General features: G+C 60.7%; 11 protein-coding genes. 6 read left to right on the top strand and 5 right to left on the bottom strand.

Annotated elements, in window-relative coordinates:
- Positions 1–58: 58 nt before the first annotated feature.
- Positions 59–931 carry a LysR substrate-binding domain-containing protein gene (locus ACYVIT_RS04700; RefSeq protein WP_415808427.1) on the top strand — a complete coding sequence of 291 codons (873 nt, stop codon included), beginning with the start codon at positions 59–61 and terminating at the stop codon, positions 929–931.
- 24 nt (positions 932–955) lie between these two features.
- On the opposite strand, the gene ACYVIT_RS04695 is transcribed toward ACYVIT_RS04700, so the two are convergent.
- The 3 genes from ACYVIT_RS04695 to ACYVIT_RS04685 form a co-directional block, all read right to left on the bottom strand.
- Positions 956–2,356, bottom strand: a complete 1,401-nt coding sequence (locus ACYVIT_RS04695; protein WP_460478155.1) for an MFS transporter — start codon at positions 2,354–2,356, stop codon at positions 956–958.
- 158 nt (positions 2,357–2,514) lie between these two features.
- The gene (locus ACYVIT_RS04690; protein WP_415808429.1) at positions 2,515–3,018 is read right to left on the bottom strand and encodes a peroxiredoxin; all 504 of its coding nucleotides are present in this window, start codon (positions 3,016–3,018) and stop codon (positions 2,515–2,517) included.
- 119 nt (positions 3,019–3,137) lie between these two features.
- Complete coding sequence (locus ACYVIT_RS04685) at positions 3,138–6,776, bottom strand: DUF748 domain-containing protein (RefSeq protein ID WP_415808430.1); 3,639 nt, start codon at positions 6,774–6,776, stop codon at positions 3,138–3,140.
- Positions 6,777–6,921: 145 nt separating this feature from the next.
- Between ACYVIT_RS04685 and moaC the strand changes: the two genes are divergently transcribed.
- Genes moaC through ACYVIT_RS04665 form a run of 4 tightly spaced genes read left to right on the top strand, consistent with a single transcriptional unit; the run spans position 6,922 to position 9,377 of the window.
- Positions 6,922–7,410, top strand: a complete 489-nt coding sequence (gene moaC, locus ACYVIT_RS04680) for a cyclic pyranopterin monophosphate synthase MoaC (RefSeq protein ID WP_415808431.1) — start codon at positions 6,922–6,924, stop codon at positions 7,408–7,410.
- On the top strand, positions 7,391–7,642 hold the full coding sequence (locus ACYVIT_RS04675) for a MoaD/ThiS family protein (RefSeq protein ID WP_415808432.1): 252 nt from the start codon (positions 7,391–7,393) through the stop codon (positions 7,640–7,642). Before moaC ends, ACYVIT_RS04675 begins: the two co-directional genes overlap by 20 nt.
- Positions 7,643–7,646: 4 nt before the next feature.
- The gene (locus ACYVIT_RS04670) at positions 7,647–8,129 is read left to right on the top strand and encodes a molybdenum cofactor biosynthesis protein MoaE (RefSeq protein ID WP_415808433.1); all 483 of its coding nucleotides are present in this window, start codon (positions 7,647–7,649) and stop codon (positions 8,127–8,129) included.
- A 42-nt stretch (positions 8,130–8,171) separates the two neighbouring features.
- Entirely contained in the window at positions 8,172–9,377 is a 1,206-nt protein-coding gene (locus ACYVIT_RS04665) for a molybdopterin molybdotransferase MoeA (RefSeq protein WP_460478160.1), read from the top strand.
- A gap of 70 nt (positions 9,378–9,447) precedes the next feature.
- Here ACYVIT_RS04665 and moaA read toward each other — a convergent pair whose 3' ends face one another.
- Together moaA and ACYVIT_RS04655 are read right to left on the bottom strand one after the other, a co-directional pair.
- A complete protein-coding gene (gene moaA, locus ACYVIT_RS04660) occupies positions 9,448–10,560 on the bottom strand; it encodes a GTP 3',8-cyclase MoaA (RefSeq protein ID WP_415808434.1) in 1,113 nt (370 codons plus the stop codon).
- A 36-nt stretch (positions 10,561–10,596) separates the two neighbouring features.
- Entirely contained in the window at positions 10,597–11,679 is a 1,083-nt protein-coding gene (locus ACYVIT_RS04655; RefSeq protein ID WP_415808435.1) for a substrate-binding domain-containing protein, read from the bottom strand.
- Positions 11,680–11,837: 158 nt separating this feature from the next.
- Between ACYVIT_RS04655 and ACYVIT_RS04650 the strand changes: the two genes are divergently transcribed.
- Positions 11,838–12,407 (top strand): formate dehydrogenase subunit gamma, encoded by a 570-nt coding sequence (locus ACYVIT_RS04650; RefSeq protein WP_415808436.1) that lies wholly within the window; start codon positions 11,838–11,840, stop codon positions 12,405–12,407.
- The last annotated feature ends 44 nt before the right edge of the window (positions 12,408–12,451 follow it).

The following is a 12,451-nucleotide window of genomic DNA, read 5'->3' as shown; positions in this document are numbered from 1 at the left end:
CGCTTCCTCTCTGATGTCTGTGGAAACTTATTTCTCAATCATTGAATCCATCTCAACAATGCACAAACTGAGAAACCGCCTCGGCCCACTGCGCGTACTAGATGCCGTGCATCGCGGCGGCGGCGTGGGCCGGGCCGCCGAACTCCTGCACATCACACCGAGCGCAGTCAGCCATCAGTTGCGCCGGCTGGAAGCAGACCTGGGCGTGCGATTGGTGCAAAAAAGCGGTCGCGACATTGGTTTCACGACAGCAGGTACCGAACTGGCCATACAGGCCGCCCACTTGTTCGATCAGCTCGAGTCGGTGCTGGCCAAGGCCGGCGAGGCCGGCGCCAACCCCCGCATTCGGGTCAAAGTCATTCCCAGCCTCGCCATCAAATGGCTCATGCCCCGGCTGGGCTCGCTATACGCGCAACACGACAATATCGACATTGAGGTTGCCACGGTCGCTCGCGCCGATGACACTGACCTGCACAACGCCGATTTCGTCGTGCGGCGGGGCAATGGCAACTGGCCGGGACTGCGCGCCGATTTGCTGTTTCCCGACGAGCTGGTATTGGCCTGCGCACCATCGCTGGCCAAGCGCCTGCGCACGCCCGAGGACGTGTTGGGTGAAACCTTGTTGAATTCGATGATTGCGCCGGACTGTTGGGATCGCTGGTTGCTATCGATCGGCCTGGCCGCAAACAGCGACACGCGCTTTATCTCGCTGGCCAACGCGGTGCTGTGCCTACAGGCCGCCGCCGAGGGTCTGGGCATCGCCGTGACGCAGCGCGCCTATATCACCCAGGACTTTGCCACCGGCCAATTGGTACAGCCCCTGGCGCACAGTGCGCGCAGCGGCGACGGCTATTACCTGGTCAGCGATCCGGCACGAGCGGCCACGCTGCCGTTCAGCACCTTTGCCAACTGGATGATTGACCAGAAGTAGGCAACGAAGGCTCTGCCCGGCGCCTCAAGACCGCCCGCCAGCCTGCGCTGAGCGTTCGTCGTCAGCCTCTGCCGCGGCCGTGACCTCATTGAGCACCGGGTCAGCCGCAGCGGTCTCCGTGACATCCGCAGAAGCCGGCACCTGCACCACATCCGGCTCCGGCGACACCATCTCCATCGCCGCATCCGCCTCGATATCCACCCGAGGATCCAACGTCACCGAGGCCGGCGAACTCTGCAAACTATCCGGCATCGGCACAAAATGCACCGGCGCCTCATCCACCTGATGCGCTCCCGTCACCCGTGCCGGCCGCACTCGCCACACCAGAATCAATGCGCAGGCCGACACAAACACATAGAACATATTCGGCCCGCCCACCGACATCAACGCCCCCGCCACGAGCGGGCCGAGACAAGCCCCCACCCCATAAGTCATCAACAACACCGCGCTCAGGCTCACGCGCCGGTCCGACTCCACATGATCGTTGGCAAACGCCGCCCCCAGCGGATACAGCGTGAACTGCAACACCCCGAACACACATGACAGCAACACCAACGCCCAGAACGGAAACGTCAACCACCCCCACAGCACCGCTGGCAACAACACCAATAGACACGCATTAAAACGAATCAACCCCGCGCGATTGATCCGATCCGACAACCACCCCATCGGCCATTGCGACAACAAGCCTGCGGTCACCCCCGCCGCCACAAACAGTGCCGACTGCGACGTCGTCATCCCGTACTTCGATGCAAAAACGGGGGCCAGGCCATAAAATGCCCCCGACAGATTCCCCGCAACAAACAACACCGTCAACGACAACGGCACCCGTTCGCGGAAAAACGGAAAGTCCAGAGGCGCCGGCACAGGCGTCGGCGGGTGAGAACGCGCCGTCACCGCAATCGGCACCAGGCACAGCACCATACAAACCGCCACCAACACCAACGGCTGCTCATCCAGCGAGCCATACGCGGTCAGCACCAATTGCCCCAGCACCGTGCCCAACCCGGACACCACCATATAGACCGAAAACACACGGCCGCGTTGATGATTTTCTGTTTGTTCGTTGAGCCAGCTTTCGATGACCATCAACTCGGTCACCATGACGATCCCGGCGACCAGGCGAAACACCAGCCAGACCGGCATGTAGTCGACCACGATCTGCGCCAGAATCATGCAAGTCGAAATCGCCGCACAGGCCACAAAAGCCCGGATATGCCCCACCCGGATGATCAGCTTGTGTCCCAGCCGCGCGCCGCACACCAGCCCCAGGTAATACCCGGCAATCAACGTACCGATCCAGATCTCACTGACTGACTGCGCAGTCAGCCGCAACCCCATGTAAGTATTGAACAGACCGCCGCCGATCAACATCAGCAGCGTCGCCAGATAAAGCGACGAAAAAGAAGAAATCGTGGTCAACATGGGATGCAGGAACGTGCCATCACACTACGCGGTGCGCAAGCCGCTCAAATTTGCCGGGCGCAAAGCCGCCCGCAAGGACTGTGCCTGTGTCCAGGCTCACCGCCAAGGAAATTGCCCTGGGGCTGCCCGGTGACAGGGATAGCCCCGGGCGGAAAAAATTAAAGCTGCGACAACATCGTGCCCGCGTCGCTGACCTCGAATTTGCCAGGCGCTTCGACGTTCAATTGCGTCACAACGCCGTCTTTCAACAACGCCGAATAACGCTGCGAACGAATGCCCATCCCACGCGCATCCAGATCCAGCTCCAGACCCAACGCACGCGTCCAGTGAGCTGCGCCATCGGCCAGCATGCGGACCTTGCCTTCGGTGTGCTGTTCGCGGCCCCATGCGCCCATCACAAACGCATCATTGACCGACACGCACCAGATTTCGTCCACGCCCTTGGCCTTCAGGGCTGCCGCTTGCTCGACGTAGCCTGGCAGGTGTTTAGCCGAACACGTCGGCGTAAAAGCGCCCGGCACGGCGAACAGGGCAATCGTCTTGCCCTTGACCAGATCTGCGACCTGAAAAGCGTTGGGTCCCAGGGAGCAACCATTGGCTTCGGTCTCGAAAAACTCAGTCAGGGTGCCATCAGGCACGCGATCGCCGACTTTGATCGTCATTTACATCTCCAAGTGAACGCAGAAACGCGGACGCGAGCCGTCCGCCAAACCCTCATCATAGTGCCAAGTCGAGGGCTTGCGTTTGATGACAACGAAAGAACCACATTGACTGCCGTGCATCATTGCAACGAAAACTCCACACGTGAGGGCAGAGCCTCGCCCTCGCCTGCGCCGCCCTCGAGATTAGGCGTCACAATGAAAATACGGTCGGCCGGTCCGATCTCCTGCAGCTTTTCATAGACGGCCTGCGCACGCGCCTGCGCCAATCGTTCCAGCGACTGCTCATTGATCGGTGCGGCCTTGCGCAGCAAAGACTCCATCTGATCAGCTGGAATCGATTTGGCCATGCCAATGAAATTGCGCGGTTTTTCCTCGATATCGGTATCGTCGTAGACTTCTTCGAGATACTTGGCTCGTTCGGCGCTCGATACCGTGACCGTAGAGAGATCAGGCTTTTTACCTTTGCCCGAGGTGTCCTCAGCCTTGGCGCGGCGAATCTGACGATCGACCCAGGCTTGGCGCAAGCCCTCCTCATCCGTCGTCGGATCTGCGCGGCCGATGATATCCAGCTTCAGGGCTGGCCGATCATTCAGCGCCTTGGCCAGGGTCGAAATCCGTTCGTCCGCATCTGTGGCCAACACCGCGCTGCCAGGCTCGAAATTGATATACGACAGCTCTTCGCCACCGCCAAACGCCGACGCCAGCAACGAGAACGGCGAGGTCACTGCCTTGACCAGCAAATTGCCCAACACCCGCAGAATAATTCCGCCGACCGAAAACTCAGGATCGTCCAGCGAGCCTGAAATCGGCAGATTGATATCGATGTTGCCCTTGCTGTCTTTCAACAGGGATACGGCCAGCATCACAGGCAAGGTCGTCGCATCCGGGCTGTTCGTCTTGTCGCCGAACGTCAATTGATTCAGCACCACATGATTCGTGGCCTGCAACGCGCGGTCTTCCAACTTGTATTGCAAGTCCACCGATAACTTGCCACGCTTGATGGGATAGCCCACATATTTCGAGGAATACGTCGTAAAGCGGGGTAAATCAACTCCCTTGGCCGAGACCTTCAAATCCAGGGATAGAAACTCGGCAAAAGGCTGCACCGTCCCACCGATCGACAAGGGTGCTGTGTCGTAAACACGCCCCGTCACATTGACCTTGGCAGGTTTGGGTGCACGCGACGACACTGCCGACAAACCGCCTTCGATACGAGAAAGCTGGGCCGTATAGTTCGGTTTGACGAAGTGATCGGTGAACGTCATGCGGCCATTTTTCAGCGTGACGCTGTTCAGGGCGATATCCGGCAGTTTGCCGGTCTTGGCGGCCTGGGCCTCGCGTGCCGAGCGTCCGCGCGTCTGGGTATCCTGAGTAATCGACCCGCCGGCCTGCCCCGGCTCGGCCACCAGATCCATCACGTTCAAACGACCGTCAGCACTGAGCAGAATACGGCCGTAAAAATCATCCAACGTGATGTCGCCCAGATTGGCGGCAAACTGATCGCCGTTGACCGACACCTGCATGCCGCTCAGATCCAGGGTTTTCCAGCGCAGAAAGTCATCGCGGTTCACGCGATCCGCCAGATGCAGATCGGTGATGTCCACGCCGCCTTTCCAATTGGCCTTCATCGGCGCATTTCCCGCCGCCGCCGTGAATGCCGCTTCGCCATTAGCGCCCACGACCAACGAGCGCACCGTCGCATTCAGACTCGACGCGCCATAAGCCGCCAACGATGCCGCGTTGAAATTCTGCAGATCCACTTTGGTTTGCAACGCCAAAGGCTGCGTGATCAAGGTACCCTGCAGTGCCAGACTGCCATCGCCCTGCACACCCGCGGCCTGCAGCGTGAACGGCGTCGGCGTGGCATCGAGCGCCACCCGATCGGCCGCCAGGCTGAGCTGTTTCACACCCAGATCCACCGCCGGTTTCTGTGATTCGTCACGCGCGGCCAATTGAGACAAATCAACTTTGACGCCCGTCGCCGCGACTTGCGTCGCATTGCCCTGTTGGGCCACGGTGATCAATCCTTGCACGCCGAGCAAACCATCCAGTACCTGGATCGGCGACAGGCTGCGCACTGCCGGCGCATATTGAGCCAGCCCCAGATGGCCAGCGCGAAAATCGAGCTTCAGGCTCAATGGGCTGAGCATCAGCGGACCTTTCGAGCGTATCCAGCCGCCGTCTCCTGGGTTATCCATCGTCAGCCACAAATTGATGGGCTGCTTCGCCGGCTGCGGAAACTGCACGCTTTCCACCGTGACCGCCACGCCCGCAAAGGTGGTGTTGAGTTTGGTCACCGCGTCCTGCACACGCAGTTCAGCATCGTGAATATTGATCGCATCGACCGCGATCTGCCACTCGTCCGGCGCCTTGGCAGCAGGTGTGGCGGCTTCGTCCTGCGCGGCGGGTGCATTTCCCGACGCCACGGCGGCATTCCCGTCAGTGGTATTCGACTTCGGTACGCTCGATGCAGGCGCAACAGCGGCCGTCGTCGTTGCCGCGACGGCTTGCAGCGGGGCGACGCCATTGTGTCCCGATGCCTTGGCCTCAACAGTCGCCTTATCACTGACCGGCTTGCCATCAGCGGCTTGCGCCGCAGCAGGTTTATCAGTGGCCGATTTACCTTCCGCCGATCGAACTGCAGCCGGCTTATCAGCTTTCGCCGTCGCAGTAGTCGCCGGTCCTCCCAAGGCCTTGAGCTTGTCGACCACGCGCAGCCAATTCAGCTGTTGATTCGCATCCCGGCTGGTCTGCAGCACCGGCGACCACATGTCCACCTGGCCGATCGAAAACTGCTTGGCCAGCATATCGAGCCTGACCCGCTGCACCTCCAGCGTGCTCCATTGGACCAACGACGCGCCCGAGGCCTCGCGCAGATCCAATTGCCGTAGTCCCACATCCCCTGTCACCAGGATCTTTGCCGCCGCGTCGCGCGGCTGCTCGAACACGACCTTCAGATTCGAATCCAGTAATGCCCGTTCGACCTTGATCGGCAGAGCCATGGGCCACACATCTGCCCATTTTTCCAGCTCCAGCCCCCGAAAATCCACATTCAACGTCGACGAGGGCACGGCCTCGAACGGCCGGGCCACGCCCCGCATATCGAGCGGACTGCCGTTAATACGCAAATGCACCAGCGGCTCGACATCGATATCCGTCGCATAGCCAAACGAGGAAATAAAAGGCACGCCGAGCGTGATCTCGTCGATCTGTTGTTTACGGCCGGTCACCTTGTCATCCAGGGTGATCGCGCCGCCTTCCAGCACCAGGTTATTCAAAGAAAAACGCGGCAGCCCGGCGTCCTCGTCTTTCTTTTCGGGCTCGGGCTGAGCCGCCGCCATATCGGCCAGTTTTTTCTGGATATCCGAGAAATTGAATGTGGTCTTGTCCTCACGCACCAACGCGATCTGCGGCCGCTGCACTCGCACAGAGTCCACCACCGGCGCAAACCAGAACAATGACGCCCACGAGGCGCTGGCCTCCATCTGCCCGACCTGCAGCAGCGGTGTCGCGCCGTCCGGCTGTTCGATCGCCAGGTCCTGCGCTCGCACAGTCAGCGTAAAAGGATTAAAACTGATATCACCGACCTGCACCGGCCGGCCCAACAACTGGGCGACATCGCCAGTCAGCGCTGAACGCAGCACCTTGGGCACCTGCCAGGCAGCCACGCCGAACAGAATAAGAATAATGGCCACTATCCACAGAAGGATTTTTGCAAGACGCCGAGTGAATCTCAACCTGGGCATCGTAAGGGCCATGCGTAATCTCCTGGTGTGAACAGCCGGGCATAGGCAAGGGCAATTATCCCCTCGGAACCATAGCTCGTCTATCATAGGGTGTAGCCAAGCCTGGCTCGGGCGAAAACCCGCTTTCGTTTTCAATCGTTAACATTTTTTCTACCCCATGTCCTCTTCATCTCCTACGCTTAGCCATCTGGACGAATCCGGCCAGATCCGCATGGTTGACGTTGGCGCCAAGACCGAAACCGACCGCATCGCCATTGCGGCTGGCCGCGTACGCATGAACGCCGTGGCCTACGGCCTGTTGACCCAACCGGGCCAGGGAAAGGGCGAAGTGCTCAACACGGCCCGCGTCGCCGCCGTCCTGGCGGCCAAGCGCTGCGCAGAGCTGATCCCGCTCTGTCACAGCCTGCCATTGGCCTTTGTCGGGGTAGAGTTCGCCCTGAACGACGACACCCATACTGTCGAGATCCGGGCTACGTGCCGCACCCGCTACAAAACCGGCGTCGAAATGGAAGCCATGACCGCCTGCAGCGTTGCGGCGCTCACCATTTACGATATGTGCAAGGCTGCCGACAAAGGCATCCTGATTGAACAAATACACCTTGAATACAAGGCAGGAGGAAAAAGCGGTGAGTGGCGCAACCATTAATCTGCTGTATTTTGCGCGGGTCGCCGAACTGGTAGGCAAGCGCAACGAAGCCTGGCCGCTGGCCGAGCCGACAACGGGCGCCGAACTGCTGCAGGCCCTGCAGGCCCAGTATCCGGACCTGGCGCCGGCGGCACGCCTGAAACTGGCGATCAACCAGAACCACGCCAAAGCCACCGCCTCGATCCAGCCGGGCGACGAGGTCGCGATTTTCGAACCCGTCACGGGAGGCTGACACCATGATCATCGTTCAGGAAGCCGACTTCGACAGCACGGCATTGCTGGCGGGTCTGCGCGAGCAGGTCGGCGCCCAGGCAGGTGCGATCGTCACGTTCACAGGCTATGTGCGCGACTTTTCCTCGGATCAAGCGACCGAGACACTGTTCCTGGAGCACTATCCCGGCATGTGCGAACGCCAGTTGCATGAAATCGCAGATACGGCGCGCGAGCGTTGGAATCTGGCCGGTACCGTCATCGCCCATCGTGTCGGCGCCCTGCCCCGCAGCGCCCAGATCGTCTTCGTGGCGGCCGCCAGCGCCCATCGCGGCGACGCGTTCCGGGGCTGCGAATACATGATCGACGCGTTGAAAACCCGCGCACCGTTCTGGAAACGGGAAACCCTGTCCGACGGCAGCAGTTTCTGGGTCGAGTCCCGCCAATCCGACCAGGAGCGCACCGAGGCCTGGAACGACTCGCATGCCCCCAATTCCCTTCGCCGCTAGCCCCATACTGTCCTGTCCGACGTACATCGCATGAATAACGATCTGCTAGATTTCGAGAGTGCTCAAACCCTGCTGGCCCAGGCGGCCGCGCCGGTCACTCGCCACGAAACCGTATCCTTGGCCCACGCCGTGGGCCGTGTCCTGGCGGTCAATCTGGCAGCCACGCTGGATCTGCCTCCCGCCGATAACAGCGCCATGGATGGCTATGCCATCCGCTACGCGGATTACCAGCCTGATGCCGTCCTGCCTGTACAGCAACGGACCTATGCAGGCGAAATGCCGGCCGCGCTGATTCCGGGTCAGGCCACGCGGCTGTTCACGGGCAGTTTGATCCCCGACGGCGCCGACACCATCGTCATCCAGGAAAACACCCGCGAATCCGACGGACAGGTCCACATCCTGCAAGCTCCAAAGGCCGGAGAATTCGTACGCAAACGCGGTATGGACACCACCGCCGGCCAGCCCCTGCTGGCCGCCGGCACCGTGCTGGAGGCCGCGCATATCGCGCTCCTGGCCTCTCAAGGGCTGACGCAGGTTCAAGTATTTGCGCCATTACGCGTGGGCATCCTGACCACCGGCGACGAACTGGTTCATCCCGGCGAAACACGCGCCGCGCAGCAGATCTACAACTGCAATGGCCCCATGCTGGCCGCCCTGGTGCAGAAAACGGGCGCGCAGGCGATACACGTGCTGCATGCCCGCGACAACGAACCCGACCTGCGCGCCGCCATCACCACCATCCTGGCCGACTGCGATCTGCTGTTGAGCATCGGCGGCGTGTCCGTTGGTGAAAAGGATCTCGTCAAACCCGTACTGGAGTCCCTGGGCGGCAAACTGGCGCTCTGGAAAGTCCGTATGAAACCGGGCAAGCCGGTCGCCTTGGCCCATATCGACGGCAAACCCGTTGTCTGCCTGCCGGGCAATCCCGTCTCGGTCTATGCGGTATACGCCATGCTGGTCTCGCCGCTGGTGCGGCGCATGCAAGGGCGGACCAACCTATTTCCGCAAGTCAGCGCCGCAGCGCTGCGCCTGTCGCGCCCGCACAAAGACAGCCGCGAGGAATTTCTGCGTGTGCAATGGCGCCAAACCGCCGAAGGCGCACCAGAACTCGTGCCTTACGCAAACCAGGACTCATCAGTGATCAGCTCCATGCCCTGGGCAAGCGGGCTGGCGCGTACCCCGGCAGGAGAAACCGTCAACGATGGCGATATCGTGAAGTACTACGACGTGGCGCATTGGCTGGCGTAACCCGTCAAATCAGCATGAAAAAAGGCGGCTATTTCACAGCCGCCTTTTTTGTGCATCGATTGAAATCGAGTCACCCGCCGATATAGCTCATCTCTACCTTGCGCTCACCCTGCGGCACAATCGGCACGCCGCGTCCCCGCAGTTCAGAGTATCGATCATCGCGCTGCGCCCAAATCCCGGCCATCGCACGCGCGACCTGCTCATCGTCTGCGCCGCTGCGTAACAGCGTACGCAGATCGTGCCCCTGCGATGCAAACAAACACAGAAAGATTTTGCCTTCCGGCGACAACCGTGCACGTGTGCATCCGCTGCAAAATGCATGCGTGACGCTGGAGATCACGCCGATTTCGCCGCCGCCATCGGTATAGGCCCAACGCTCTGCCACACGGCCCATCACCTCGGCATCCAGTGCCCGCAACGGGTACTGCTCCGAAATGCTGCGCAGTACCTCATCGCTGGGCACGACCTCCTGCAAATTCCATCCGTTGGTGTTGCCCACATCCATATATTCGATGAATCGCAGCACATGGCCGGTATGCCGGAAATGCCTTGCCATCGGCACTATCTGGTCATCGTTCAGTCCGCGGCGCACCACCATGTTGACCTTGACAGGCGCCAGTCCCGCCTCGGCCGCCGCATCGATGCCGCGCAACACGTCATCCGGCGTGAACGTACTGTCGCTCAGCCGAGCAAACATCTCGGCATCCAGCGCATCCAGGCTCACCGTCACCCGCGTCAACCCCGCCTGTTTCAACGCCGCTGCTTTACGGCCTAACAAGGTGCCGTTAGTCGTCAAGGTCAATTCCAGCGGCCTGCCCTCTGGCGTGCGCAATTCGGCCAGCATACCGATGAGGATTTCGATATTTTTACGCAGCAGCGGTTCGCCGCCCGTCAGCCGGATTTTCTGGACACCCAGTTGTACGCCCAATCGCGCCACACGAGTGATTTCCTCGAACGACAGCATCGCCGAATGCGGCATGAACGCATAGTTGCCGTCGAACACCTCGCGCGGCATGCAGTACGTACAGCGGAAATTACAGCGATCCGTGACCGAAATCCGCAAATCGCGCATCGGCCTGGCAAACTTATCCTGCGCCGGCTGCCCTGGTGGCGGCAATGCTGACTGCGGCAGCTGGGCGGCTCGCGACGCAGTGTGATCGGTCAGGAAAATAACTTTGCTCATTGAAATATCATATCGCGCAATGGCGCGGAACTCTTTCTATCGGCCGAATGCCTCGTGCAAAGTCTGTAACTGCCCCGTATTCGTCGTATCGTAGCCCACCAATTGGCGCACGTACGACAGGTACTCATGGCCTCGCATGATGCTCAGCAGGTCCTGCATGGCGGGCGTTTCCAGCGACTCGCGGCGTATGGCAAAGAAATATCGCTCCAGCACCAGCGGGATGAAATCCAATCCGAACCGTCCGGCGGCCGTTTCAACGCCAACACCCGTATCGGCCATCCCGCTGGCAATATGTGCCGCGATCGCCATATGGGTGAACTCGTTGGTCTCGTACCCCTGCACCTCGCTGACCGATACGCCTGCTTCCTCCAGCATCAATCCCACCAGATAACGGGTGCTGGAGCCGATCTGCCGATTTACAAAACGTACATCCGGCCGCGCCAGGTCCGCCATACCGCGAATATGCTTCGGATTACCGGGCATCACAAACAAGCCCGTGTTGCGCACCGCCAGATGAATCAACAGATAATCATCCGGCGACAACCATTGCGCGTAACGCGCCAGGATAGGCCCCTCGAACGCACCGCTCGGCACCTGGAAACCCGCCAGATCGCATTCGTTGCGCTCCAGCGCAGCCAGCGCCTCGATCGCCGTGCGATAACGCAGTTCCAGGCCGGACTGCCGTCCGCTCATGTGCTGCATCAACGCTTCTACCGCGAAACCATGGCTCGCGTGCAGGCGCAGGTGCGGCATCGTCTCGGGCAGCAGTTTTTCCAGTTCTTCCTGCAGCTCGGATGCCTGGCTCTCCAGTGTGGGCATCAACCGGGCCTCGATACGGCGGTTGGCCCACAACAAGCGCTGTGCAAACGGCGACAGCTTCGTGCCCTGACGACGATTGGTGATCAACAGCGGCGTGCCGAATAGGGCCTCGAATCGACGCAACACCCCCCAGGCGTGCCGGTACGACAGACTGCAGGCGCGGCAGGCGCCGGCGATATTGCCTGTCGCATCGATCGCGGACAGCAACGCCAACATGTCATGCAGCGCCTGAGGCGGGTGCTCGGCGTCTCCCTCCAGTACCCATTGCGGGCGCAGCCCGATTCGGAACTTATATGTCATTAATTTCCTATTGAACACCGTAAGTTAGGTGTTTACAGTACGGCCAATGAGCACGTTGCGTTCATTTTATATGCTTTACAAAGCATATTATCAATGCAAGCAGCTAGCAATAAGAAACCGACGCGGCACGATCACAAAGCCGCCTCCAGGAGATCTGCATGTCCACCCCTCAGGCAACGCCGAATCCCCCCGGCAGCGCCGGTGCACGCGGCGGTGAGTCGGCCCTCTCGGCCGCTCGTCAGTCAGCCACGCCGGCCGTCAAAGCCGCTGCGCAGGCCGCCACGCAGTGGCGAGGCCAACCCGGCGCACTGTTGCCGATCTTGCACGACGTGCAAGACCAGCTCGGCTGTATTCCGGCCGACGCGGTTCCCACCATCGCCGAGGCCCTGAACCTGTCCCGCGCCGAAGTCCATGGCGTCGTGAGTTTTTATCCCCATTTCCGTACCGAACCCGCTGGCCAGCACGTACTGGAAGTCTGCCGCGCAGAATCCTGCCAAGCCATGGGCGCCGAGGGCTTGGCCGACCATGCACGGCAGGCCCTGGGCTGTGATTTTCATGGCACGACGAGCGATGGCACCGTCACCCTTGAGCCCGTGTATTGCCTGGGGCTATGTGCGCAATCCCCCGCGGTCATGCTGGATGGCAAACCTCATGCGCGCGTCACGCCCGACAAGCTTGACCGCATTCTGGATCGCGCGATGCAACGCACTCAGGAGGCAACAGCTTGAACACCGCTCCCTCACAGCCCACCGTCGCATCCGTTGACGCCACT

Source organism: Bordetella muralis, assembly GCF_054781015.1.
This window is presented reverse-complemented; position numbering and strand designations above follow the sequence as displayed.